Origin of the sequence: Euzebya rosea, assembly GCF_003073135.1 — a bacterium.
Taxonomy (GTDB): domain Bacteria; phylum Actinomycetota; class Nitriliruptoria; order Euzebyales; family Euzebyaceae; genus Euzebya; species Euzebya rosea.
In genome coordinates, this window is record NZ_PGDQ01000008.1 from 29,111 (window position 1) to 53,333 (window position 24,223).

General features: G+C 72.7%; 22 protein-coding genes. 4 read left to right on the top strand and 18 right to left on the bottom strand.

Annotated elements, in window-relative coordinates; genetic code table 11:
- Window positions 1-53 precede the first annotated feature (53 nt).
- The gene (locus tag CUC05_RS12255) at window positions 54-1,601 is read left to right on the top strand and encodes a hypothetical protein (RefSeq protein ID WP_157965495.1); all 1,548 of its coding nucleotides are present in this window, start codon (window positions 54-56) and stop codon (window positions 1,599-1,601) included.
- Between the two features lie 66 nt (window positions 1,602-1,667).
- Here the strand turns inward: CUC05_RS12255 and purB are convergent, their stop codons facing one another.
- From purB to CUC05_RS12280, 6 genes are all read right to left on the bottom strand, one after another.
- On the bottom strand, window positions 1,668-3,095 hold the full coding sequence (gene purB, locus CUC05_RS12260) for an adenylosuccinate lyase (protein ID WP_108666409.1): 1,428 nt from the start codon (window positions 3,093-3,095) through the stop codon (window positions 1,668-1,670).
- A 222-nt stretch (window positions 3,096-3,317) separates the two neighbouring features.
- Window positions 3,318-3,956, bottom strand: a complete 639-nt coding sequence (locus CUC05_RS12265; RefSeq protein ID WP_157965496.1) for a precorrin-2 dehydrogenase/sirohydrochlorin ferrochelatase family protein — start codon at window positions 3,954-3,956, stop codon at window positions 3,318-3,320.
- A gap of 2 nt (window positions 3,957-3,958) precedes the next feature.
- The gene (locus CUC05_RS12270; RefSeq protein ID WP_108666411.1) at window positions 3,959-4,645 is read right to left on the bottom strand and encodes a redox-sensing transcriptional repressor Rex; all 687 of its coding nucleotides are present in this window, start codon (window positions 4,643-4,645) and stop codon (window positions 3,959-3,961) included.
- A 67-nt stretch (window positions 4,646-4,712) separates the two neighbouring features.
- Window positions 4,713-4,946: a glutaredoxin family protein gene (locus CUC05_RS25335; RefSeq protein ID WP_205712294.1), complete on the bottom strand. Its 234-nt coding sequence runs from the start codon at window positions 4,944-4,946 to the stop codon at window positions 4,713-4,715.
- Window positions 4,943-5,617: a hypothetical protein gene (locus CUC05_RS25340; RefSeq protein WP_205712295.1), complete on the bottom strand. Its 675-nt coding sequence runs from the start codon at window positions 5,615-5,617 to the stop codon at window positions 4,943-4,945. The genes CUC05_RS25335 and CUC05_RS25340 overlap by 4 nt, the downstream gene beginning before the upstream one ends.
- A 51-nt stretch (window positions 5,618-5,668) precedes the next feature.
- Complete coding sequence (locus tag CUC05_RS12280; RefSeq protein WP_108666412.1) at window positions 5,669-7,213, bottom strand: AMP-binding protein; 1,545 nt, start codon at window positions 7,211-7,213, stop codon at window positions 5,669-5,671.
- A gap of 117 nt (window positions 7,214-7,330) precedes the next feature.
- Between CUC05_RS12280 and CUC05_RS12285 the strand changes: the two genes are divergently transcribed.
- Window positions 7,331-8,140: a sugar phosphate isomerase/epimerase family protein gene (locus CUC05_RS12285; protein WP_108666413.1), complete on the top strand. Its 810-nt coding sequence runs from the start codon at window positions 7,331-7,333 to the stop codon at window positions 8,138-8,140.
- A 43-nt stretch (window positions 8,141-8,183) separates the two neighbouring features.
- Here CUC05_RS12285 and CUC05_RS12290 read toward each other — a convergent pair whose 3' ends face one another.
- Entirely contained in the window at window positions 8,184-9,788 is a 1,605-nt protein-coding gene (locus CUC05_RS12290) for an FAD-binding oxidoreductase (RefSeq protein WP_205712296.1), read from the bottom strand.
- 178 nt (window positions 9,789-9,966) lie between these two features.
- Here CUC05_RS12290 and CUC05_RS12295 point away from each other — a divergent pair, with 178 nt between their 5' ends.
- Together CUC05_RS12295 and CUC05_RS12300 are read left to right on the top strand one after the other, a co-directional pair.
- Window positions 9,967-10,587 (top strand): sigma-70 family RNA polymerase sigma factor, encoded by a 621-nt coding sequence (locus tag CUC05_RS12295; RefSeq protein ID WP_108666414.1) that lies wholly within the window; start codon window positions 9,967-9,969, stop codon window positions 10,585-10,587.
- An 85-nt stretch (window positions 10,588-10,672) separates the two neighbouring features.
- A complete protein-coding gene (locus CUC05_RS12300) occupies window positions 10,673-11,917 on the top strand; it encodes a DUF5667 domain-containing protein (RefSeq protein ID WP_108666415.1) in 1,245 nt (414 codons plus the stop codon).
- Between the two features lie 49 nt (window positions 11,918-11,966).
- Here the strand turns inward: CUC05_RS12300 and xseB are convergent, their stop codons facing one another.
- The 11 genes from xseB to CUC05_RS12355 form a co-directional block, all read right to left on the bottom strand.
- A complete protein-coding gene (gene xseB, locus CUC05_RS12305) occupies window positions 11,967-12,209 on the bottom strand; it encodes an exodeoxyribonuclease VII small subunit (RefSeq protein ID WP_205712297.1) in 243 nt (80 codons plus the stop codon).
- Window positions 12,199-13,494, bottom strand: coding sequence for an exodeoxyribonuclease VII large subunit (xseA, locus tag CUC05_RS12310; RefSeq protein ID WP_108666416.1), 1,296 nt, complete (start codon window positions 13,492-13,494; stop codon window positions 12,199-12,201). Before xseA ends, xseB begins: the two co-directional genes overlap by 11 nt.
- A 70-nt stretch (window positions 13,495-13,564) precedes the next feature.
- A complete protein-coding gene (locus tag CUC05_RS12315) occupies window positions 13,565-14,659 on the bottom strand; it encodes a lysophospholipid acyltransferase family protein (RefSeq protein ID WP_240606254.1) in 1,095 nt (364 codons plus the stop codon).
- Window positions 14,656-15,720 (bottom strand): NAD-dependent epimerase/dehydratase family protein, encoded by a 1,065-nt coding sequence (locus tag CUC05_RS12320; protein ID WP_205712298.1) that lies wholly within the window; start codon window positions 15,718-15,720, stop codon window positions 14,656-14,658. The genes CUC05_RS12315 and CUC05_RS12320 overlap by 4 nt, the downstream gene beginning before the upstream one ends.
- 587 nt (window positions 15,721-16,307) lie before the next feature.
- Entirely contained in the window at window positions 16,308-16,505 is a 198-nt protein-coding gene (locus CUC05_RS12325) for a hypothetical protein (protein WP_108666418.1), read from the bottom strand.
- Between the two features lie 83 nt (window positions 16,506-16,588).
- A complete protein-coding gene (locus CUC05_RS12330; protein ID WP_108666419.1) occupies window positions 16,589-17,749 on the bottom strand; it encodes an acetoin utilization protein AcuC in 1,161 nt (386 codons plus the stop codon).
- Window positions 17,750-17,760: 11 nt separating this feature from the next.
- Complete coding sequence (locus CUC05_RS25875) at window positions 17,761-20,940, bottom strand: cell wall-binding repeat-containing protein (RefSeq protein WP_108666420.1); 3,180 nt, start codon at window positions 20,938-20,940, stop codon at window positions 17,761-17,763.
- Between the two features lie 83 nt (window positions 20,941-21,023).
- A complete protein-coding gene (locus CUC05_RS12340) occupies window positions 21,024-21,308 on the bottom strand; it encodes a hypothetical protein (protein ID WP_157965497.1) in 285 nt (94 codons plus the stop codon).
- Between the two features lie 138 nt (window positions 21,309-21,446).
- Window positions 21,447-22,253 (bottom strand): pyrroline-5-carboxylate reductase, encoded by an 807-nt coding sequence (proC, locus tag CUC05_RS12345; RefSeq protein WP_108666576.1) that lies wholly within the window; start codon window positions 22,251-22,253, stop codon window positions 21,447-21,449.
- 65 nt (window positions 22,254-22,318) lie between these two features.
- Window positions 22,319-22,804 (bottom strand): YbjN domain-containing protein, encoded by a 486-nt coding sequence (locus tag CUC05_RS12350; RefSeq protein WP_108666422.1) that lies wholly within the window; start codon window positions 22,802-22,804, stop codon window positions 22,319-22,321.
- Window positions 22,804-24,084: a glycosyltransferase gene (locus CUC05_RS12355; RefSeq protein ID WP_108666423.1), complete on the bottom strand. Its 1,281-nt coding sequence runs from the start codon at window positions 24,082-24,084 to the stop codon at window positions 22,804-22,806. Before CUC05_RS12355 ends, CUC05_RS12350 begins: the two co-directional genes overlap by 1 nt.
- Between the last annotated feature and the right edge of the window lie 139 nt (window positions 24,085-24,223).

Below are 24,223 nucleotides of genomic sequence, written 5' to 3' on the forward strand. Positions count from 1 at the left end.
GCGGTGCGACGGCGGTCCGTCCCCGACGGCGGACCGCTGTAGCCTCGGCCCGGATGACGGGACGGACAGGGAGGGCCGGTGATCGGGCGACGTCGTCGCCCGCACGCCTCCGAGCGCTGGTTCCCCTCGTCGTGCTGGTCGTGATGGTGCTGCTGGCGGCCTGCACGGGCGACCCCGACCCGGCGCCGTCGGCCTCCGACGACACCGCGCTGTCGGGGCCCGGCGCGCCCGAGGTCCCCGTCGCGACCGAACCCGGCCCGCAGGGGCTGCCCACACCGGAGAACCCCGATCCGGTCGACATGGCCGACGAGATGGCCCCGCCGGCGCCGGGCGACACGGTCCTGGTCCACCTCGAGGGACCGCTCGGCAACCGCGAGGCCACCGACGTGGTCGTCCGCACCGAGGACGGTGAGGAGGTCGAGCGCTTCCGTCTGCCGGGGGCCGTCGGCATGTGGGCGGCGCCCGGCGCCTCGCACGCCCTCATCCGGACCCTGCCGGACGGGTTCGCGCGCTACGACGCCGTCAGCGGCCAGCTGTCCCTGATCAGCTTCGGGATGGACGATCCGCCGTCGCCCTCGGTGGCACCCGGCGACGGCATCCACGGGCCGACCGTGCTGTGGGAGCCCGACGACCTGACCACCATGCTGCGCCTCGACTCCGGGACCGTGACCCCCATGGAGGACCTCGTCGCACCGGGGTCCTCGGTGGTGGCGTCGTCCCGCAGCGGATCGGTGGTCCTGCTCGACGTGCCGAACGGTTTCGCGGTGCTCCAGACCCGGACCGCCGAGGTCCGACCGCTCGACGCCGTCGCGGTGGCCCTGTCGGAGTCGGGCCTGACGGTGGCGAGCGTGGGCCCACCGCCGGACCGCCAGGTCGTCGTCGAGGCCGTCGACGGCAGCACCCGACGTGTCGTCGGCACGCTCGAGCAGCCGGCCCTGCCCCACCCGCTGGAGGACGGTCGGGTCCTGCTGCTGGGCCAGGCACCAGGGGTCATGGGGGTCGACGGCACGGTCACTCCGCTGGAGCCGTCGGTGCCGTTGACGACGCCGATCCGGTCCTCGGCCGATGCCAGCACCGCCATCGCCGTGTCCGGTGACGCGCTGGCCGTCGTCGACCTGATCGCGGGAACGGCCACCGTCATCCCGGACTCGACCGGCTACGAGCCCCTGCTGCTGGGGCCGGCCAGCGTGCTGTGGGCCACCGGTGTCGACGGGACGGTCACCGGCGGCCTGGTCGTCGACCCCGCAACACGCGGCGTCACCCGCGTGCTGGACGACCTCGCGGTGCAGGGCGTCGACTCGTCATCCGCCGACGGTCGTGCGATCACGGTGTCCGTCACGACCGACAACGGGACCACCTCGAGGCTGGTTCTGGCCGACGGCACGTCGATGCCGCTGCTCGACGGCGCCGACCGGGCCGCCGGCGTGGTGCACCCCTCCGGTCGGGAGGTTGCGGTGGCCGTGCTGACCGGCGACGACCGCCGCCTGGTCATCGGACTGGTCGACGACGGCGCGATGTCGCCGATCGCGGAGGTCCCCACCGGCCGCAACCCCGTCTGGCTGTCGACGGTCGGCCCCGACGCGGTCGCCGTCCGCCAGTGAACCGTCGACCCCGAACCGGTCAGCAGCGAACCGGTCAGCAGTGAACCGGTCGGGCTGGGCCGGTCGTCACAGGATGTCGCCGGGGGTGTAGCCGGCGGCCTCGGGGAACCGCGCCGTCCACTCCGCCACGGTGCTGGCGAACGCCGCCACCTGCCGGGGGGCGGCGCCGACGAAGGCCGCGGGGTCGGCGAGCAGGTCGTCGAGGGCGGCACGGTCCAGGGGCAGGCGGTCGTCGGCGGCGAGCCGGTCGAGCAGGTCGTTGTCGACCCGTCCCTCCTCCCGCATGCCCAGCGCCACCGCCACGGCGTGCTCCTTGATGACCTCGTGCACGACCTCGCGGCCCACTCCACGCTGGACCGCGGCGACCAGGATGCGCGTGGTCCCCAGGAACGGCAGGTACCGGTCGAGCTCGCGCTGGATCACCGCCGGGTAGACGCCGAGCTCGTCGAGCACGGTCAGGAACGTCTCGAACAACCCGTCGACCGCCATGAAGGCGTCCGGCAGCATGACCCGGCGGACGACGGAGCAGGACACGTCACCCTCGTTCCACTGGTCACCGACCAGCCCCGTGGCCATGGTCAGGTGCCCGGAGAGGATCACGGCGAACCCGTTGACCCGCTCGCAGGAGCGGCTGTTCATCTTGTGGGGCATCGCCGAGCTGCCGACCTGGCCGGGCTTGAAGCCCTCCGTGGCCAGCTCCTGGCCGGCCATCAGCCGGAGGGTGCGAGCCAGGTTGGCCGGCCCGGATGCGACCTGGACCAGCGCCGAGACGACGTCGAGGTCCAGCGACCGGGGATAGACCTGGCCGACGTTGTCGAGGGTCCGGGCGAACCCGAGGTGCTCGGCCACGCGCTGCTCGAGCTGGTCCACGGCGTCGGCGCCGCCGAGCAGGTCCAGCTGGTCCAGCTGGGTGCCGACGGGGCCCTTGATCCCGCGGAGGGGGTACCGCGCGATCAGCTCGTCGAGGCGGACGGTGGCCTGCAGCAGCTCCTCACCGAAGTTGGCCAGGCGCTTGCCCAGCGTGATCGCCTGGGCCGGGACGTTGTGGGTCCGACCAGCCATGACGAGCTCGGCGTGTTCGGTCGCCAGCCGCTGGATGCGTGCGAGCGCGGCGACCGAGCGGTCGCGGACGAGCTCGAGTCCGCGGAGGACCTGCAGCTGCTCGACGTTCTCGGTGAGGTCGCGGGAGGTCATGCCCTTGTGGACGTGCTCGTGGCCGGCGAGCGCCGAGAACTCCTCGATGCGGGCCTTGACGTCGTGACGCGTCACCCGTTCGCGAGCGGCGATGGAGTCGAGGTCGACGGTGTCCACCACGGCGTCGTAGGCCGCGATGGCGTCCTCGGGCACGTCCACGCCGAGGTCGCGCTGGGCGCGCAGGACGGCGAGCCACAGCTGTCGTTCGAGGACCACCTTGCCCTCGGGCGACCAGATGTCGGTCATCGCGGGGGAGGCGTAGCGGGCGGCCAGGACGTTGGGGACGGTGGAGGAGGTCACGGGGTGAGGATGGCACAGCCGCCGCCCGTCACGGACCGTCCGCCGGACCGATCCCGAAGATGACTCCGGTCACCCGGCGCAGCCCCAAGCTGCACTCCCTGTGTCGTTGGTTTTCGTCGTACAGTTGAGCCAGAGGTGGCCAGCCGTCCCCACGGCGCGGCCGCCTGACGCCCCCGGTCCCACCCCCCGGGGGCGTCACTCTTTCCCGACCCGGTCGACGCGTCAGGAGCCGCGGAGGACGTCCGCGGGGGAGGGTGTGTCGGAGGAGGGTGTGTGGGGGAAGGGGGGCTCGGGCGTGGTGGCGAGGGCGGCGTCGACGGCGCGGCGCCACCGGTCACGGCGTTCGGCGGGGGAGACCTCGGCGAGCGCGGCGCGGACCTCGGGGTCGCGGCGCAGCGCGGCGAGGGTGCGGGCGGCGTCGGCCCAGCGACCCCCCAGCGTCGCCTCGAGGTGCTGGCGCAACCGCTTGGTGAGGGCGGGCGCGCCGGTCGACACCGCGACCACCAGGTCCTCGTCCCGGATCACCGACGGCACGGCCACCGGGCCACGACCGTCGATGCGCAGGCACCAGGTCCCGGCGTGCTCGGCCTCGGCGTGGACGGCGTCGTCGACCTCGCGGACCCCCGTTGCGGCCACGACCAGCCAGGTGGGTGGGGTGGTGTGCAGGTCACCGGGTTGCCACTCGCGGGCGTGGTGGGTGGCGACGGCCGCCAGGTCCGGGTGACAGGTCGGGCTGATGACGTGCACCTCGGCCCCCGCCGCGGCCAGCGGGACGACCTTGGCGGCCGCGACCGGCCCACCACCGACGCAGGTGACCCGCCGACCGGCGAGGTCCAGCAGCAGCGGGGTGCGGCCGGCCACGGTCAGTCCGGCAGCCCGTCGAGGTGTCGCCGAACGGCTCCGTTGGCGAGGTCGTCGCTGACCAGCCGACGCTGCTCGTAGTAGGCCAAAATCTGCAGCTCGATCGACAGGTCGACCTTGCGGAGGCTGACCCCCTCGGGGACCTGGATGACCGCCGGCGCGAAGTTGAGGATGGAGGTGACGCCGGCCTCGACCAGCCGGTCGGCAACCTCCTGCGCCGCGTCGCCGGGAACCGCCAGGATGGCGATGGCGACGTCCTCCTCCTTGATGATCCGCTCGGCCTCGTCCTGGTGAAGCACCTCGACGCCCGCCACGGTCATGCCGACCTTCGCCGGGTCGGCGTCGAGGATCGCCGCGATGCGGAACCCGCGGTCGGCGAAGCCGCCGTAGTTGGCCAGCGCCTGCCCCAGGTTCCCGGCCCCGACCAGCACGGTCGACCAGTCCTGGGTCAACCCGAGCTCACGGCTGATCTGTGCGATCAGGTACTCCACGTCGTAGCCGACGCCCCGAGTGCCGTAGGACCCGAGGTAGGACAGGTCCTTGCGGATCTTGGCGGAGTTGACGCCTGCGGCCGCGGCGAGCTCGCCCGAGGACATGCTCTCGACCCCCGCTTCGGCCCGGTCGATCAGGGCGCGGAGGTACAGCGGGAGGCGCGCCACCGAGGCCTCGGGAATCTGCCGTTGACTCACATGGGTGACTGTATCGTCATCGCTCCGAGCCCCCGAATCGTGCGCCCGCCGGCCGCTCCCCGACAGGTCAGGCGCCGAGCGCTCCAGCGAGGACGGCCTCGTTCACCTGGTACTGGGCGACTTCCTCGCCGTCGACCTCCACGACCGGCACGCGGATCGTGTACTCGTCGGTGATGGTGGGGTCGGCGTCGATGTCGACCAGCTCGACGGTGTGCGGGGGCCCGGCCAGACGACCGACGATGGCGATCGCGTCCTCGCAGAGGTGGCAGCCCGAACGTGTGTAGACGCGGACGTGGCTCACGCGGTGGCCGTGGCGGGTTCGCTGGTCCGCGCGGGCGCCGACACGGTCCGGAAGCCCGTGTACATCAGCAGCACCCCGACGGCGGACAGCACCGGGAACAGGTAGTCCACCGACGAGCCGATCACGCTGGACCCGGCCGCGGCGACGGTCGTCCCGACCGCGATCAGCAGGAGCGCCCACTTCTTCATCTTCACGGCGCTGTACACCGAGCCGATGACCACGATCGCGAAGGTGTAGGTCATGGGGCGCAGCAACGCGTAGGCGGTCGTGCCGGCCAGGACCTCGCTGCCAGCCGGGATGCCGCCCGTCGCCGCCTCCAGCACCGCCGTGTCGTAGGTCGCCGTGATGGTGAACACGACGTTCCACAGGACCGCCAGGCCGGCGAGGGTCCACCAGATGACCGACCGCTTTCGGTCCAGCAGGTGCAGCTGGCCGATCGCCAGCAGCGGCACGTTGAGCAGGGCACCGGACAGCCAGTAGATGCCGAAGGTGGGCGCGGACCAGCCGGCGGTCAGGCCGATCAGCACGGCGACGTGACCGAGGCCGAACAGGAACAGCGAGAACGCCCATGCCAACGCGTGGGCACGGCGACGGTCCCACCACTGCCGGCCCAGCTGGCCTGCGAACGTCCACGCCACGGCGATGGCGATGAGGGGGAAGACGGGGTTCATGGCACTCGCGAGGGTACCCGGCGACCCCCCGTCGACGCGATCCCGGGTCGGCTACAGGTCGCGGAGCAGCCGACGGCGGATCTTGCCGGTCGGCAGGGTCGGCAGGTCGGCGACGAACTCGATCGTCTTCGGCTGCTTGAACCGGGCGACCCGCCGGGCGACGTGGCCCAGCAGCTCGTCGCCGGTGACCTCGGTGCCCTCGCGACGGACGACGAAGGCCTTGACGGCCTCACCCGTGTAGGGGTGGGGCACGCCGACGACGGCGGCCCGGTCCACGTCGGGGTGGGACGCGAGCGCTTGCTCGACCTCGACGGGGTAGACGTTGAAGCCGCTGACGATGATGACGTCCTTGGCCCGGTCGACGAGGTACAGCAGCCCGCCGTCGGTGTAGCCGATGTCCCCGGTGTGCAGCCAGCCGTCGGCGTCCAGCACCTGGGCGGTGGCCTCCGGCGCGTCCCAGTAGCCGCTGAACACGTTGTCCCCGCGCACCGCGATCAGCCCCGGGTCACCGGGTGCGGCCTCGTGGTCGTCGTCGAGGATCCGCACCTCGACGCCCTCCAGCGGACGGCCCACGCTGCCGGGGACCGCCTCGGGCAGTGCCGCAGAGGAGGCGACGACCGGGGACGCCTCGGCCAGCCCGTACCCCTCGCGGATGTCCAGCGACAGCTCCTCGGCGCACCTGGCCAGCACCTTCGGGTGCAGCGGTGCGGCACCGGACGTCGCCAGCCTGACCGAGGACAGGTCGACCTCGTCGGCCCCGGGGGTGTTCAGCCACGCGACGTACATGGGCGGTGCGCCCACGATGACGGTCACGCCGGTGCGGCTGACCAACGACAGCGCCGAGGACGGCTCGAAGCGCTCCACCAGCTCCAGCGTGGCGCCGGCCTGGACCGCCATCCCCATGGCCACGTTCAGGGCGTAGCTGTGGAACAGCGGCAACGCGGTGAACACCACGTCGTCGGCGGTCAGGCCCATGTTGCTCGCGGTCAGCTGGCGCTGGTTGGCCAGCAGCTGGCCGTGGGTCAGCATCGCCGCCTTCGGCGAGCCGGTCGTCCCGCTGGTGTAGGCCAGCAACGCAAGGTCGTCCGGGCCGACCTCGACCCCGCTGGGAGCGTCCTGGGCGTGGCCGGCGCGGGTCTGGCGCCACGACCGCATGCCGCTGTCGACGGGGACCGGTTGTGTGGAGTCGGCGACGAAGACGTGCTCGAGCTCCGGCAGGGTGCCGCGGAGCTCGGCGACGGTGTCGGTCCAGGCGCGGCCGACGACGAGCACGGCGGCCCGGCAGTCGCTCAGCTCGTGGGCGATCTCGGGTGCGGTCAGGCCGGTGTTGATGGGCACGACCGCTGCCCCCGCGCGCCACGCGCCGTAGCAGGTCACGACGAAGGACACGCGGTTGCCCAGCATCAGCGCCACACGGTCGCCACGCCCGACCCCGTTGGCCGCCAGCGCCGCGGCGGCCTGGTCGACCAGCGCGTCGAGCTCGCCGTAGGTCACCTCGTCCTCGCCGGAGCGCAGGGCCAGGTTGTCGCCGTGGCGGTCGGCGACGGCGCGCAGCCCGTCGTGGAGGGTGGGGGGAGTCGGTGTCGTGTGCTGCATGGTGCCTCGTGATCACGCGGAGAAGGAGATCGACGTCATCGAGCCTTCACCAACGGTCAACGTCTGCGTGACCTGACCGGGTCGGATCGTGCCACGACGCCGATATCCTTGCCGACGATGGCTTCCGCCTCGCCCACGTCCCGTCCCAGGATCCTTGCCGCCACGGGTCCGCTGTTCATGACGCCGCTCGACTACGTCATGGACGCCATCGCCGACGCCGGGTACGGGGCGGTCGAGGTGATGGTCGGACAGAACGCCGACACCCAGGACCCCGAACGCATCGTGGCGTGCGCCGAGCAGGCCGGCCTGTCGGTCCCGGCGATCCACGGCCCCTTCCTGCTGCTGCTGCGCAACGTGCTGGGCACCGCCTACGCCGGGAAGGCGGCGATGTCGATGGAGATCGCCGCCGCCGTCGGGGCCGAGGTCATGGTCGCCCACGCCCCGTTCCGCTGGGAGCGCCGGTCCCGCCGGTTCCTGGAGGAGGAGATCCTCCCGATGGAGGAGGCGTCGGGCGTGACCTTCGGCATGGAGAACCTGTTCCCGGTCGCCGGCCGGTCCTTCTCCAGCGTGATCACGACCGAGGACATGGACGCGTTCGACCACGTCGTGATGGACACCAGCCACTGTGCGGTCGCCGGCATCGACATCTTCGAGATGTGGCGGGCCCTCAGGCACAAGATCGTCCACCTGCACGTGGCCGACAACTTCGGCAACGGCAAGGACTCCCACGCCCCCATCGGCGCCGGCATCCTGCCCCTGGAGGCGTTCCTCGCCGAGGTCGGCGCGTCCGGCTGGAACGGCACGATCACCCTCGAGCTGGACTGCCGTTCCTACCTGGACACGCGGGACTCCCTCGTGCAGTTCCTGGCTCGTGAGCGCGTCAAGTGCGAGCAGGCGCTGGCCGGAGACCTCGTCGGCGCCGGCTGACCGGGGCCGCCCGACCCGCACCCGTCACCCGACCAGCACGCCGTCACCCGACCAGCACCCCGGGGTTCATGATGCCCGTGGGGTCGGTGACGGCCTTGACGGCACCGAGGGCGGTGGCGAACAGCTCGGGACGCTGGCGGTCGTACCACGGGCGGTGGTCACGGCCGACGGCGTGGTGGTGAGTGATCGTGCCACCCTCGGCGAGGAGGACCTCCGAGGCGGCCTGCTTGACCTCGGCCCACTGCGCGGCCCGGGCGCCGCGACGGCCGGGGGCGATGACGGTGAAGTAGGGGGCGGCGCCGTCGGGGTAGGCGTGGGTGATCCGGCAGGTCACGATGCCCTGTCCGCAGACCTCCTCCACCGCTGCGGTGGTCGCGGCCCGCACCCGCTCGACGAGGTCGCCGAGGCGGTCCCAGGTCGCGGCCGACTCGAACGTCTCGATGACCATGCCGTGGTCGACGAGGGCGTCCCGCAGGTACGGGGCCCGCAGGAACGACTGCTTCCACGCATCCGACGCGTCGCCGCCGTCTGCTGACAGCTGGCGACCACGGATGCGGACCGTGCCGACCTCTCCGCCGTGGTCGGCCAGCAGCTCGGCCATCGCGGCCAGGTCGGCGTCGACGGGGACCGTCGGGGACTCCGCCCCGACGACCATGACGGCCCGCGAGCCGTCGCCGGCACCGCTCAGGTAGGCCTCCCCCGGGTCGAGCACCCGGCAGTTGGCCGGGTCGAGGCCGGACTGGACGAGGGATCGCAGGGCGCCGAGCGCCTCGCCGAAGCCGTCGAAGGTGACCGACATCCCGCCGCGGTGCACCGGCTGGTCCTGCACCCTGACCCACGCCGACGTGATCACGCCGAGCGCGCCCTCCGACCCGAGCAGCACACGGTCGGGGCTGGGGCCCGCGCCGGACCCCGGCAGCCGACGGGAGGACCAACGACCGCTGGGGGTGACCGCGTCGACGGACTCCACGAGGTCGTCGATGTGGGTCAGCCGGGTGGCGTAGTGCCCACCGGCCCGCGTCGCGACCCAGCCCCCGAGCGTCGACATCTCGAAGGACTGCGGGAAGAACCGCATGGTCAGGTCGTGCGGCCGCAGCTGGGACTCGAGGCCGGGGCCGGTTGCGCCGGCCTGGACGAGGGCGGCACGGCTGGCGGTGTCGACCTCCAGCACCCGGTCCATCGTCCGGGTCTGCAGGGCCACGACCGGACCGTCGACCCCGCCGGCCGTCACCCCGCCGACGACGGACGTGCCACCACCGAAGGGGATGCACGCGATCCCGGCGTCAGCACACCAGCCGAGCACCGCCTCGACCTCGTCGGGGGTGCGGGGCCTCGCCACGACGTCGGGGCCGTGCCGGACACCCGTCTCGCGAAGGGCGACCATGTCGGTGAAGGAACGGCCGACGGCGTGGAGCAGCCGGTCCTCGGCGCCGCTGCTGACCAGGTGGGCCAGCGCGTCGGGAGGCCCGACCCGCGGGTCCTGCAGCTCGTGGCGTGCGCCCGGGGTCTGCCAGATCGCCTCCTCACCGAACCGCTGGGCCAGCATCAGCCCCACGGCGCTGCGCTCCGGATCGGCCAGGGCGTCCCCGACCGTGCCCCATGCCGTTGGGTCCCGGGGCGAGGGAGTTGGCAAGGACTCGTCGGTCACGGCAGGCTCCTGTGCAGGATTCGGTTGGGTCGACGGCGAACTGAAAGGGCACAACGCATGCGTCCCGGGACCATGATCACCATCGCGATCCTCTTGATCACGATCATCGCAGCCCTCGTCGTCCAGCTCTCGATGGCCCAGGTGTAGGTGAGGAACCCGCGCTCGTGCGGGAACGTCCATGCTCAGCGCCTCCGCCTTCCACACCGTCGCCACGTCCGTGGCGCAGCCCGGCCTGCGCCCGGTCGACCCGGAGGTCGTCCGGCTGGTCGAGGAGGCCCAGGGTGGGTCGTCGGCGGCCTTCGCCGCGCTCTACGACCGCTACGTCGACCGGGTGTACGCCTTCGTGTATCGCCGGGTCGGTGACCGCCATCTCGCCGAGGACCTGACCGGCGACGTCTTCACCCGAGCCCTGCGCCGGATAGACACCTACCGGTATACCGGTGCGGATCCGATCGCCTGGTTGCTGACGATCGCCCGCAACCGAGTCCACGACCACTACAAGAGCGCCAGGTTCCGCCTGGAGCAGGCCCAGCCCGACGCCGGGGTCACCGAGATCGACCTGTCGTCGGCCCCCGAGCGCGACGCCGAGCGGGCAGCGGTTGTGGCCGAGGTCCAGGCGGCCCTGACGAAGCTCAAGCCCGACCACGCCGAGGTGCTGCACCTGCGGTTCGTCGAGGACCTGTCGGTCGCGGAGGCCGCGGAGATCCTGGGGCGCCGGGTCGGGGCCGTCCGTGCGCTGCAGCACCGGGCGCTCAAGGCGCTCGCAACGCTCGTCGACGTCGAGGCGGTGGCCGGATGACCGGCGGGCGCGGCGCGTCTGACACGGCCGTCAACTTTTTCCGTCACGCCGACGGGCACCGGTCGTTGAAGAGGGTGGTGACGACATGAGACATGCGGATCTGCTGGAGCGACTGCTGGAGGGCGATGCCCTCCCGCAGGGCTCGCGCGTCGGCGACGACGTCCCGGCGGAGCTCGATCGGCTGGCCATGCTGGCCGACCTCGTGAGCCACACCGCCGAACCCGAACCCGTGGCGATGCGACCCGAGGCGCGGGCGGACCTGCGGACCACGCTGATCCGCGAGGCGAACCTCCGAGCGGCCGCACCGCCGCCGTTGTTGACCCGCATCCGCGAGACCGTGACCGCGACGACCGAACGCTGGGCGTACTCCTCCAGGGCCGCCGTGGCCGGTGGGACCGCCGCGATGGTCCTCTCCACTGGAGGCGTTGCCGCCGCCACCAGCGGGTCCCTCCCCGGGGACCTCTTCTACGACCTGAAGCTGGCCGCCGAGGACGTGGCCCTGTCCTTCGCCGACGCCGGGGTGTCCAGGGGCGAGGGGCTGCTCGGACAGGCCACGACCCGCGTGGAGGAGGCCCACACCGCCGCGGAACGCCAGCAGACGGTCGCCGCAGCCGCCGGGCTGCGCCTGGCCGACGACCACACGCGCGACGGGGCCCAGGAGTACCTGGCGACCTACCTCGACACGGGCGACACCGAGGTGCTGCAGGCCCTCGGTGACTGGGTCGTGACGACCAACCGCCAGCTGGACCTGCTGCCACCGGTCCAGGGCGACGCCGCGGCGGCGCTGGAGGACCTGCGCACGTCGCTGAACCGCATCGGCCAGCGCATCGAGGTCCTGGTGACGGGGGCCTGCACCTCATGCGCCCTCGGGGTGCACGACAACCCTGCTGCCGACCCGTCGATCTCGCGCGGGACCCAGGCCGACGGCACCCCGCCGACGCCACCCAGCCAGTCGCCCCTCGACCTGACGTTCATCCCCCCGGCGGACCAGCCCTTCCAGGCGTGTCCCTGCGTGCCGGCCGCCCCTCCGGGTGCTGCGACACCGCCACCGGCCGCGCCGGCGCCGACCGGGTCCACTCCTCCCGACGAACGCGATCCCGTCCCGGGTGACGGCGGCACGCCGCCGTCGCGCGATCCGTCCCCGGGTGGACCGCCCGAGCCGGAGCCGGAACCGGCCCCGTTCCCGCTGCCCGACACCGGTCCCGTCGAGGAGCAGGTCCCGGACCCGGTGCGGGAGGCGATCGAGGAGCTCATCGACGGCTTGCCCGACGATCCGGGGAGCGCCCCGTCGTCGGCGCCGATGGACGTCGACGAGCTGCCCGGGTCCTGACCGCGTCGACGTCGTCAGTCGTGAGTCGTCAGTCGTGAGTCCCCAGTCGTCAGTCGTCGGGGTCGGCCAGCAGCTCGGTGATGGTGACCTCGGCGCTGCGCAGCCGACCGCGACACCAGGTGATCAGCTCGCGGGCGCGAGCGACGCGGGAGGACAGCTCGTCGACGTCGACGTCGTCGGCCTCCAGCGCCTCGAGGATCGTCTCGAGCTCCTGCTCGGCGTCGGCGTAGCTGTCGGGTTCGGGCCCCTCCAGCGCTGACGCGGTCGGCTCGGTGGTCGGTTCAGCGGTCATCGGTGTGGATCACCTCCGAGGTGATGGTGCCCCCGCGGGTGCGGGTGCGCAGGACGGTGCCGGCGGGAACGGGCCCGGTGACCAGGCCCCCGTCGTCGGCCCGCGTGGTGACGGTCCAGCCCCGTTCGATGAGGCGGTCGGGGTCGGCCAGGGTGACCAGGCGTTCGGCCCGGTCGAGCCGGTCGGCGCGGTGAGCCAGCGCCCTGGGTGCGTCGCGCTGCAGCCGGTCGGCGCGGTCCTGCAGGGCACCCAGCCGTTGGTTGGTGACCCGGGTGGCCGCCTGCTGCAGCCGTCGCTGGTGGGCGTCCACGCGGCCATGGGCACCCCGCAGCGCGGTCCGTGCCGCAGCGGTTCGGCGGGCGGCCGTCGACAGCGCACGGTCGGCGCGGTCCAGGCGGCGACGGGCCCGGTCGCGGACGTCGGTCCAGACCTGCTCGGTGTCGTCGGCCGCCGCTCGCACGGTGGCGACCACCCCCTGGGCCAGGGCCGTGGGGGTCTTGTGCGCGCGGGCGGCCACCAGCTCGGCGACGGGTTGGTCCAGGTGGTGGCCGATACCGGTCCAGACGGGAGTGGGGCACTCGGCGATGCCACGTGCGACGTCGGCGTGGTCGAAGGTCATCAGGTCGACCTCCGCGCCGCCCCCGCGGGTCAGCAGGACCAGGTCGATGTCGGACCGGGCGGACAGGGTGCGGAGCGCCCCGACGATCTGCGGCGGGGCGTCGGGCCCCTGCACGCGGGTGGAGACCAGGTGCAGCCGGAAGGGCAGGCCGCTGGCCCGCAGCTCCTCCACCAGGTCGTGGAAGGCCTGGGACCCGCCGCTTGTGATCAGCCCGAGCGACAGCGGCACCCGGGGCGTGGGCAGCCGGCCGTTGCGGTCGAAGGACCCGTCGGCCTGCATGGCGGCCAGCAGGTCACGACGGGCGAGCGCCAGCGCCCCGGCGGTGTGGGAGGGGTCGATGTCGGCCAGGGACAACGACAGCCGGCCACCCCTCACCCAGAACTGCAGGTTGGCCTTGATGCGGATCTCCAGGCCGTCCTCCAGGGGCTGGCCGACCGCGGCGAGACGCCGGTCGACCAGGCGTCCCTTGGAGGCGGGCATGGAGACGTTGAGCTGCGCCACGACCTGCCCGTCCTCGGTGGTGTGCACGAGGTCGAACCACACGCCCTTGCCCTGCCGCTTCAGGCCCGAGACCTCGCCACGGACCCAGAACTGCCGGTCCCAGACATCGGTGACCTGCCGCTCGATGTGCTCGGCGACCTGCAGGACCGTGAACGTCGTGACCATGGGGGTCAACAGTGTGCCCGCCGGGTGCGACGCTGCCGGACGCGACGGCCGACGGGCACCAGCCGGTCGATCAGAAGAAGACCGAACGCCGTCCCATGAGGTTGCGGTAGATCATCTGCTGGATGGTGTCGCGGACCCGGTCGGTCATCTCGAAGACCAGCATCGGGTCGTCGGCGGCGTCGGGGCCGAGATGGGCGGTCGGGATGGGCTCGCCGAACTCGATGACCCACTTGGACGGCAGCGGCACGAGGCCCAGCGGTCCGAGCAGCGGGAACTGCCAGGTGATCGGGAAGTACGGCAGGCCGAGGATGCGGGCGAGCGGCTTGAGGTTGGCGACGATCGGGAAGATCTCCTCCGACCCGATCGTGGCGACCGGGACGATCGGCACGCCGGTGCGGATGGCGACCTCGACGAAGCCCCCACGTCCGAACCGCTGCAGCTTGTAGCGGTCCCGGTAGGCCTTGCCGATGCCCTTGAACCCCTCGGGCCAGACGCCCACCAGCTCGCCGGAGCCGAGCAGGCGCACGGCGTCCTCGCCGTTGGCCAGGGTGTTGCCGGACTTGCGGGCCATCGGCCCCAGCAACGGCACCTTCATGACGAGGTCGGCGGCCAGCTCGCGAACGTGCCGGTGGGCCGGATGTTCGTCGAAGACCGCGAGCTTGGTCATGATCGCGTCGTACGGAACGGTGCCGGCATGGTTGGCCACCAGCAGCGCCCCGCCCGAGTCGGGGATGTTGTGGATGCCGTCGGTGCGGATCCGCCACCACCGCTGGTACAGCGGGCGGGCCAGCGGCATCACGACCTGCTCGGTGAAGTCGCGGTCGAACCCGTAGTCGTCGACGTCGTAGTCCCCGGTCAAGCGTCGGCGGGTGAAGGCGAGCACCCCGCGGACGGCCTGCTCGAGGTCGGCGAGGTCCCGGTCGGAGAGGGTTGGCAGGTCGGGGCCGAGGCGTGCCCCGCGTCCCCGTTCCTCGCCCGAGGACGGGTGTGCTGCTCGGCCGGTGGGTTCGCAGACCCGGCAGCGGCCCTCCTCGTCGAGGTACAGACGGCAGGGGGATCCGTCGGCCCGCAGCTTCTGGCAGCGCTGTCGCCCCGAGTCGACGGGGCCCAGCGGGCGGCGGCGTTCGTCCAGGCTGATGACCTCGGCTCCACGGTGATCGGTCACGAGACCCTCCTCAGCACGCTCGACACGACGTTGCCGAGCATGGTCTCTGCCCGCTCGATGGCCTCGTGGGAGACCAGCGGCTCGACCCTGCCGGCGGCGATGAAGTCCGCGAGCGCCTCCTTGGTGGTGAAGGCCGGGGTGTACCCGAACTCCGCGATCATGCGGCTCGTGTCGGCAGCCCGACCGAACTGCAGCAGCGGGAGCTGTTCGCCGGTGAAGTCGATGCCGCTGGCGGGCTTGAGGACCGACGTGACCGTGCCGGCGAGTCCGGCCGGGATCGGCACCGTCGGACGCCCCAGCATCCGAGCGGCCTGCGACAGGTAGATCACGCCGGGGGCGGCGACGTTGAAGATGCCGGGGTGGCTGTCCATCGTCGCGCGGTAGAGGATCTCCACGGCGTCGTCGGTGTGGCACAGCTGCAGCCGCGGGTCGTAGCCGAGGACGGTCGGCACGACCGGCAGGGACAGGTACCGGGTCATCGGGGTCTCGATGTCGGGCCCGATGAAGTTGGCGAACCGCAGGACGGTCAGGTCCACGTCGGGCCGTCGCCGACCGAACCCGCGGGCGTAGCCCTCGACCTCGATCACGTCGGCGGTGTAGCCGTAACGGGGCACCTGTCGCGGCTGGTGGTCCTCGCGGAACAGCGCGGGGTCGCGGTAGTGGGAGCCGTAGACCGCGGTGGTGGAGCGCATCACGACCCGGCGCACCCTGCTGGCCTTCTGCGCCGCCCCCATGAGCTGCATCGTGCCGATGACGTTGAGCTCCTTCATGCGGGAGCGGCCGCCGGCGGAGCCCGGCTCGGCGATCAGCGACATGTGCACGATCGTGTCCACGCGGGTGGAGTCGATGACCTTGGCCACCAGCGGGTTGCGCAGGTCCGCGCGCACGAACTCGGTCCGGCGGAGGTCCATGGACGGCTGCGCCAGGTCGACGCCGCCGACGTAGTCCACGCGGTCGTCGGCCTCCAGCATCAGGGCAAGCCGACCAGCGAGGGTGCCAGCGATCCCGGTGATCAGGATCCGACGGCCCCCTCGGCCTTCCGGTCGGTCGATGCCAGCCACCCGGTCGCCCTCCTTGGTGTCGCCCTGCAACGCGGGAGATGTCGAGCGTATCGGGTCGGAGGTTGCGGGGACATTTCGGCCTGCCCCGCGGGCCACGGTCCGAACGGTCAGCTGTCCGGACACTGGCCGGTACGGCCCATGCGTGTCGGATATCGGGCCGCCCGTCGTGATCGCCCGACACCACCCTGCTCCCTCGCGCAAGTCGGTCCTCCGGCCTGGCGGACGCGTGTGTCCTCCGGCCTGGCGGACGCGTGTGCGATGCACGTCCTCAGGCGCTCGGAATCGCACACGCCCATCCGCGTCGTGTGGCATGCCCACCTCCCTGGGCGGGCCATCGCACACGCGGCCCGAGGGTGGGTGCGATCGGCCGCCCCACGGGAGGGGGAACGCACACGAGGAGCGCTGCGGCCGGTGCGACGCCGGCCGGGGAGACGCCGGCCGGGGAAACGCCGGCCGGGGAAACGGCGGCCGGGGAAACGGCGCGGCCGGGGATGCGGCGCCGAAGATGTCCGGGCACGGCAGAACCCCGGCACCGCGGGGGTTGCCGGGGTCGTGAAACGGGGTCGGAGCCGGGGCCCCGAAACCGCCTAGGCCTTGTCACCCTCGGCGGTGGCGGAGGCGGCGGTGCCCTCGGTGTTGTACTTGTCCAGGCCCAGCCGCTCCTCGTGGGTGGCGGTGGAGCCGTTGACGAGCCAACGGGCCTGCGCGGCGTCCTGCACGTGGCGCTCGCGGGTGTTGTCGCGGTTCTTGGGCCGCTTGCGGTTCTGGACTCGGGTGATCGGCATGGTCGTTCCTTCAGGGGAGAATCAGCGACCGTCCATCGTTCCCGTTCTCGGCCCTCACCGCAACCCGACGGTCGGCCACGGCCTCACGTCAGCCGCTCGAGGTGGCCGAACGCGGCCCGTTTGAGGGCCTCGACGGCCTCCTCGGCGCCGGCACGGACCAGCTTCTCCCGCTCCGCGCTGATGCGGGCTGCCCCCTCCAGGAACGTGGTGGGCGTGTCCTGTCCCGTCCGGTCGTGGGCCCTGCGGACGTAGTCCAGCGGCAGCTCGAACGGCACCTCCTGCCCCGTCAGCTCGGCGAAGTAGATGGTCCAGGCTCGTGGGACGACCGACACGATCTGGTAGCCGCCGCCACCCATCGCCACCCACTTGCCGCCCGCGTGCTCGTGAGCCAGTCCGTGCAGCTTGCGGGCCAGCACCTCGTAGTCGCTGGTGGTCAAGGCCAGGTGGGCCAGCGGGTCGGTCATGTGGGTGTCACAGCCCAGCTGGGTGACCAGCACGTCCGGCGCGAACGCGTCGAGCGCCGGCGGCACGACCGCGTCGAAGGCGTCCAGGTAGATCGACCCCGTCGTCGCGATGGGCAGCGCGACGTTGAGGGACGTCCCCAGGGCGTCGCCCACGCCGATCTCGTCGGCGAAGCCGGTGCCCGGGAAGAGCGTCCGGCCCGACTCGTGCAACGAGATCGTCAGGACCCGCGGGTCGTCGTAGAAGAAGGCCTGCACGCCGTCGCCGTGGTGGGTGTCGACGTCGATGTAGGCCACTCGCTGGGCGCCGTGGTCCAGCAACCAGCGGATCGCCGCGGCCGGGTCGTCGTAGACGCAGAACCCGGCGGCCCGGTCGGGCATGGCGTGGTGCAGCCCCCCTGCCGGGTTGAAGGCGTGCTCGACGCGGCCCTCCCACACCGCGCGTGCGGCGGCGACCGAGGCGCCGCACACGTCCATCGACGCCTCGTGCATCCCCTTGAAGACCGGGGTGTCGCCGGGGCCGAGTCCCCAGCGCATGTCGCCGGCCAGGTCGGCGCTCGCGGACAGCCGCTGGACCACGTCGACGTACTCGGGGGAGTGCAGCGCCAGCACGTCGTCGGTGACGAAGGGGTCACCCGGAAGCGTCAGGACGTCCTCGTGGTCGGTCAGCCCGCAGGCGCGGATCAGGTCGACGGTCAGCTCCACCCGGATGGGCTTGAGGGGGTGGTGCGGCCCGAAGTCGTACTGGATGGCCTCGTCGTTCCAGATCAGCGCGGTCGGCATGGCCGTGCAACCTACCCCGCGCCGTGCAGGACGGCGGACTCCACGGCATCACCGACGACGGCGGTGCCGCCGGCCAACCGCACGTCGACGGGCCCGAGCGTGGCCAGCACGTCGGCGGTGACGCCGGGCACGCCGTCGCTGCCCACGAGCAGGACCGGGTCGCCGGAGGCCGCGGCGGCGAGGGCGTCCACCCAGGCCGTCCCCGAGGCCAGCCACACCGCATCGGCGCCGTCCGGCGCCGACGCAGGGGCCACGACGCCCGCGGTGGCGAATCGATCGGGACCCGCCAGGCGCTCACCGGTCGCACCCCCCGCGGCAGCCGTGGCCCCTCCCAGCACCTCGTCGCTGACGACCGCGCTGCCGCCGATCGCGGTCACCCGCTCGGGGGCCAGCGTCGCCAGCGCGTCGGCCGTGACCGCCGGCAGGGCGTCGGGGTCGGTCAGCAGGACGACGGCATCACGCTGGACCGCGAGCGCGGCGGCGGCCAGCGCGTCGAACGGACCGTCGGCGGTGGCCAGCAGCACCTCCTGCACGTCGCGGTGGGCCATGGCGACGTGCACGGCGGTGGCGTAGCGGCTGTCCCCGGCCAGGCGCAGCACCGTGCCGCTGTCGACCAGCGACGACACCTCGTCGAGCACGCGGTCGGCCACGGCTGCCGGGCCGCCGACCACGATCACGGTGGCGGGGGCCAGGTCGGTCAGCGCCTCCGCCGTGGCCTCCGGCAGGGTGTCCCGGGCAGTCAGCAGCAGCCGCCAGCCCTCGGCGCGTGCCACGAGCGCCGCAGCGGTCAGGGCGTCGGGGAAGTCCTCGCCCGACGCGAGCACCACGGTGTCCACCGGGTCGGCGACCGCGCCGGCCCGACCGACCTCCACCGCCGTGGCGTAGCGCCCCTCGCCGGCCCAACGGGAGATCCGTGGCAACCGGGTCTGCCAGACCCCTCGACCGAACGTGGCGACGGTCAGCAGGCCCGTGTCGTCCCGGTGGTCGAGGTCCAGGGCCGGAGCCTGAGGCAGGTCCGCGCCGACCCGGTACCACCGCACCGGGTGGCCGGTGGGTCCGTCCGGGCCCAGCAGGTCCCACGTGACGTGCATACCGACGTCGGTGGCCACGACGACCGCGTCACCGGCCACCACGACATCGTTCACGGGAGCGTCGGGCAGCCCGGCGGCCACGTCGACCCACGTGTCCCCGCCGTCGGTCGAGGCCCGCACGTGCGGGCTGTCCTCGCCGTCGAAGTAGCCGGACGTGCCGACCAGCAGGACTCGTCCGCCGGCGGCCAGGCTGGTCACCCAGCGGTCTCCGTCCAGCAGGGTCCGCCACGTCGCACCCCCGTCGTCGGTGCGCTGCACGAGCCCGTCGTCGGTGCCGACCACGATGCCCGTCCCGTCGCCGTCCAGCGGCAGGATCTCCGTGATGGTCCCGTAGGGATAGTCGATGTCGGGTGAGGAGCCTCGGGTCAGGTCGGGTGACACGGTCGTCCAGGTCCCTCCGCCGTCCTCGGAGCGGTGGAGGGTGTTGCCGCCGAAGAGCAGGTGCTCGGGGTCGGCGGCCAGTCGAACCAGCGGCGCGCTCCACGCGGCCCGGTCCACCGGCGGTGTGGGCAGGTTGGCGGCGCCTCCCCCGAACGTCGTCGTCCGCCGGCATCGCCCGTACTGTCCGCAGACGATGACGTCGTCGGCGTCGGTCGGGTGGGGCGACACGGTCACCCCGTCACCGCAGCCACCCACCGACGTCCACGGTTCGTCTCCGTCGGCGAGCATGCAGCCGATGTCCTGGAACCCGGCGGCGACCCGGGTCTGGTCGGTCGGCGGGACGGCCACGGTGTAGGGCTGTGTGAACGGTTGCTGCTCGGCGAGCGTCCAGGTGAAGACGCGCCCCCCGTCGGTCGAGCGGTACAGCCCGCCGTCGCTGCCGAGCCACGCGCGGGACGGGTCCTCGGGGTCCCACAGCAGCGCGTGGTGGTCGGCGTGCACCCTGCCGTCGGCGGCGAACGTTGCACCACCGTCGGTGGACTCCAGCAGGGTCAGCCCGGGCACGAGGACACGGTCGGGGTCCTCCGGGGCAGGGAAGACCTTGGAGAACCACCAACCGAAGATGAACTGGCTGCCGGCGTAGCGGGGGCCGTTGGTGACCATCGTCCACGTCGACCCGCCGTCCTCGGACCGGTGAAATCCTGCCGAGCGGCCGTCGCCGCGGGTCACGACGGCGTACGCCACGCGGGGATCGGCGGGTGAGAAGGCCACGGCGATCCGACCGGCGTCGTCGGTGAAGCCGGGGATGCCGTCGCTGATGGGTGCCCACGACCGCCCGCCGTCGGTTGACTCGTACAGGCCGGATCCCGACCCGCCGTACCGCCGGAGGTCGGGCATGCGATGCCGGTCCCACATGCTGGCCAGCAGGTGGTCGGGGTCCGCCGGGTCGATCGCGAGGTCCGCGCCGCCGGCCGTCGGGGTTGCCCCCTCCAGCACGCGGGTCCAGCTCACGCCTGCGTCCTCCGAGGCGTAGATGCCCCGCTCGCCCCCGGGCCCGAACAGGTCCCCTCCCGCGGCCGCCCAGACGACATCGGGATCGGTCGGGTGGGCCACCAGCCGGGCCACCGTCGCGGAGTCCGGCAGCCCGGAAGGAGCCCAGGTCAGGCCACCGTCGGTCGACCGGTACAGGCCGGTGCCCGGGAAGGTCGTGGAACCGCCACCGGCGTTCGCCTCGCCCGTGCCGGCCAGCAGCACCCCTCCGGCGGTGACGGTCACGGCGCCGATGGGCTGGGGGAGGTCACGCGGCCAGGCCGGCTGCAGGGTCCGCCCGTCGTCGTCGGACCGCCAGAGGCCACCGGACGCCGTCGCGACGTAGAGGACGTCGTCGTGCAGGGCGAGGTCGGTGATGCGCCCGCCCGTCGCGAACGGTCCCCGTTCGACCCAGTCGTGCGGCCGGGTGAGTGGAGCCACGGGGACGTCGGCTGCCTCCCGCAGCGCTGCGGCGTAGCCGCCGGCCACGAGGCCGGACCGCACGACGGGTTCGTCGGCGTCGCCACCCGGCTCGGGCACCCCATCCAGGGCGGTGCCGTGGCGCCGGGGTCCGTCGTGCACCGCCACGTCGACGTCAGTGCCGGGGCCGGCCCCCGGGCTGGTGCCGACCAGCGTCCCGAGCAGGAGCAGGACGAGGAGGGTCGGGAGGACGGCGCGACGGATCAGCACTGGACCCGACAGCCTACGGACGTCGGCGCCGGAACGACGAACGGCGCCCCGTCGGGGCGCCGTGGTCATTCGGTGTGGTCGGATCAGGCCGTGGCCGCCACCGTGTCGGGGAGGTCGAACGCGATGTCGGCAAGGTGTCCGACGCAGCAGCGGTGGGCGTCGAGGTGGCCGGGGAGCTCCATCTCGACCCCGTCCCGCAGGGCGTTGACACGGGTCGTGACGTCCTCGCTGCCGAGCGCAGCGATGTCGACCGCGTCGAGCGCCACGCCGACGGAACGTCGGCAGCAGGCGAAGACGGGGGATCCGCCGCGCCACGGCTGCTCGAACTCGGCGAGCAGCTCATCGTGGCTCAAGGTGTCTGTTGTCATCTGGCCTCCCTCGATCGGGTGGTACATCTGGAGACGAAGGTACCCCCATCCGCCACAGCCGCACCGAGTGATAACGCGAACAATCGGGTAACACGGTCGTTCGTGATGCAGTTGACTTGACTGGTCACAACGGCGTGGTCAGTCGCTGCCGAGCTCCACGGCACGGTCGCGGGCCGCTTCGATGGCGTTGAGGAAGGCCGCGCGGACCCGCTGTTCCTCCAGCACGCGAACCGCTGCGATGGTCGTCCCGCCGGGTGAGGTGACGGACTCCCGCAGCTCGACGGGATGGCGCCCGGTGTCCCGCAGCATGAGCGCGCTGCCGACCATGGTCTGCACGATGAGCTCCGTGGAGACGTCGCGCGAGAGGCCCAGCAGCAGCCCGGCGTCGATCATCGCCTCGGCCAGGAGGAAGAAGTACGCGGGGCCGGATCCGGCAAGGGCGGTGACCGCGTCCATGTGCTGCTCGCCGAGGCGGACGACACGACCGACGTTGGTCAGCAGCTTCTCCGCCGTGACGAGATCCGCCTCGGTCGCGAACGCGCCGGGCGAGATCGCGCTCATCGCCTCGTCCACGAGCACCGGCACGTTGGACATCACCCGGACGACGGGGATGTCGCCCAGCACCTTCTCGAACCGGGCGCACGTGATGCCGGCGACGACGGAGATGACGGGTTCGCCCGGGCGGATGTGGCCGACGATCTGGTCGAGCAGCTGTCCGAGCGTCTGGGGCTTCACGGCGATGACGACCTGGTCGGCCCACTCGGCCACCGCGGCGGAGTCGGTGGACACCTCGACCCCGTACCGCGCGGACAGCTCCGCTGCGCGTTCCGGCCGACGCACCGTCGCACGGATCCGGTCGGGCCCTGCGGCACCGCTTCGCAGCAGTCCCGAGAGCAGCGCCTCGCCCATGCGGCCGGCGCCGAGGATGCCGATGTTGCCGTTCACGTCCACTGGTCCCTTCGACTGGCGCGGCTGGTCCGTGCCCGCAGCACACCAGCCTACGGCTCGGCTCAGGAGATGGGGTTGCGACCCTGCCCGGTGTGCTCGCGCCAGCGCTGTTCCCGTTCGATGTAGCCCTCGAAGCCCAGCCGGAGGGCCGCGTTGAAGGTCTCGTCGGCCACGGTCAGGACCGCCCCGGCGAGCGTGTCGATCTCCTCTGCCGTCACGGCGAGCAGGGGCACGACACCGACCAGCAGGATGTCGCCCGTGTCCTCCACGGAGAACCGCAGGGTGTAGCTGCGCTGGTGCCGCTTCAGGAGCAGCTCGTACAGGGCCGCGACGTTCTCGTCCGGCGCCCGCATGAAGTGGGCCTGGGCGACCAGCGTGCGGTCACCGACGCTCAGGAACAGCCCGATGGTCCGCTTCTTCTCCCCGGCGAGCGCGACGACCCAGCTGTGGTCGTCGAGCCGCTCGACCTCGAGGTCCTCCTGGGCAGCCACCCACGTCTCGATCGCCTCGACCGCCCGACCTCGCAGGGACTCCTCTCCCCGACCCATCAGGCGCCTCGTTGCACGGCGGTGTCGCGGAACCCGAGCGCCTGCTCGTAGACCGCAAGGGTCCGTTCGACGGTGGCGTCCCAGGAGAACCGGTCCGCGCGCCGGACGGCGTGGTCGGCGGCGTCGGCACGGACGGCCGGGTCAAGCAGGTAGGGCATCAGCGCCTTGGCGAAGGCGTTGGGGTCGTGCTCGGCCACCAGCGTGCCGCCGCCGGGTTCCCCGTCGAGGGGGCCGAGGACGTGGCGCAGGCCACCGACGTCGGTGGCCACGACCGGGGTGCCGCATGCCTGCGCCTCGAGGGCCACGAGCCCGAAGCTCTCGGAGTGGCTGGGCATCAGCACCACGTCGGCGGCGCGGTACAGCGCGGCGAGCTGCTCGTGGCTGCGGGGAGACAGGAACGCCACGCGGTCAGCGACGCCCAGCTGCTCGGCGAGTGCCTGCAGGGCCGGCGGGTCGACGACCCCGGCCCCGTTGCCGCTGGGGCCACCCACGACGACCAGCCGCACCGGAGGGGCGTCCGCGGGCATGGTTGCCGCCAGCGCCGCGATGGTCCGCACTGCGGTGTCGGGTCCCTTCAGCGGCTGCAGGCGGCCGACGAAGAGCACGATCCGGGCGTCACGACCACCACCGAGCAGGTCGGCGGTCCACGAGCGGCCCGCGGCGGTGTTGAAGGTCGTCAGGTCGACGCCGGGCTCGACGACGTGCACCCGCGACGCGCCCATCTCCCGGCGCAGGAACGCCGACTCGTCGGGAGTCGGCGCCACGATGGCGTCGGCGTGCACGGCGATACGCTGCTCGGCGGCCAGCCGCAGCGCCGGTTCGGGGTTGTCGCCGGGCGCCAGCGTGGCGTTCTTCTGCCTGGCGAGCGTGTGGAAGGTCTGGACCAGCGGGATGCCGAGGCGGCTCTGTGCGCGGAGCCCGACCCAGCCGCTCATCCAGTAGTGGGCGTGGAGGATCTGGGAGGCCCGGGCGGCCGGGTGGTCGGCAAGGCCCAGGTAGAACGCGCACAGGTGGGAAGCGAGCTCGGACTTGTCGGCCTCGGGTGGCCCGGCCTCGATGTGGTGAACGCGAAGCCGGGGTTCGACCTCGACCGTGGAGGGGACGTCACCTGCAGGGCGGCGGGTGAAGACGTCGACCTCGACCCCGCGACGGGCCAGTCCGTGCGCGACGTTGTCCACGTACACGTTCAGGCCCCCGGCGTCGCCGGTTCCCGCCTGCGCCAGCGGAGAGGTGTGGACGGCCACGAGGCCAACCCGACGAAGCGCCTGGTCGTCAGTCATGGGTTCCCGAGTCACTCTCCGTGTCGTCCGTACCTCGAGCCGCGACACCGCGGCCGCGGCAAAGGATAAACGTCACAGGACGGCAAGCATCTTCCCATCGCGGGCAGCCTGCCCCGGTGGGCACGGCACGAACCCGACC

Bases quoted from the DNA above. Each gene is read 5' to 3' on its own strand.
- CUC05_RS12350 (WP_108666422.1), bottom strand. From the start codon at position 22,804: ATGGGTCGGGGAGAGGAGTCCCTGCGAGGTCGGGCGGTCGAGGCGATC.
- xseB (WP_205712297.1), bottom strand. From the start codon at position 12,209: ATGACCGCTGAACCGACCACCGAGCCGACCGCGTCAGCGCTGGAGGGG.
- CUC05_RS12300 (WP_108666415.1), top strand. From the start codon at position 10,673: ATGAGACATGCGGATCTGCTGGAGCGACTGCTGGAGGGCGATGCCCTC.
- CUC05_RS12295 (WP_108666414.1), top strand. From the start codon at position 9,967: ATGCTCAGCGCCTCCGCCTTCCACACCGTCGCCACGTCCGTGGCGCAG.
- CUC05_RS12285 (WP_108666413.1), top strand. From the start codon at position 7,331: ATGGCTTCCGCCTCGCCCACGTCCCGTCCCAGGATCCTTGCCGCCACG.
- xseA (WP_108666416.1), bottom strand. From the start codon at position 13,494: ATGGTCACGACGTTCACGGTCCTGCAGGTCGCCGAGCACATCGAGCGG.
- CUC05_RS12330 (WP_108666419.1), bottom strand. From the start codon at position 17,749: ATGCCGACCGCGCTGATCTGGAACGACGAGGCCATCCAGTACGACTTC.
- CUC05_RS12325 (WP_108666418.1), bottom strand. From the start codon at position 16,505: ATGCCGATCACCCGAGTCCAGAACCGCAAGCGGCCCAAGAACCGCGAC.
- CUC05_RS12355 (WP_108666423.1), bottom strand. From the start codon at position 24,084: ATGACTGACGACCAGGCGCTTCGTCGGGTTGGCCTCGTGGCCGTCCAC.
- CUC05_RS25340 (WP_205712295.1), bottom strand. From the start codon at position 5,617: ATGAACCCCGTCTTCCCCCTCATCGCCATCGCCGTGGCGTGGACGTTC.
- CUC05_RS12340 (WP_157965497.1), bottom strand. From the start codon at position 21,308: ATGACAACAGACACCTTGAGCCACGATGAGCTGCTCGCCGAGTTCGAG.
- CUC05_RS12255 (WP_157965495.1), top strand. From the start codon at position 54: ATGACGGGACGGACAGGGAGGGCCGGTGATCGGGCGACGTCGTCGCCC.
- CUC05_RS12280 (WP_108666412.1), bottom strand. From the start codon at position 7,213: ATGCAGCACACGACACCGACTCCCCCCACCCTCCACGACGGGCTGCGC.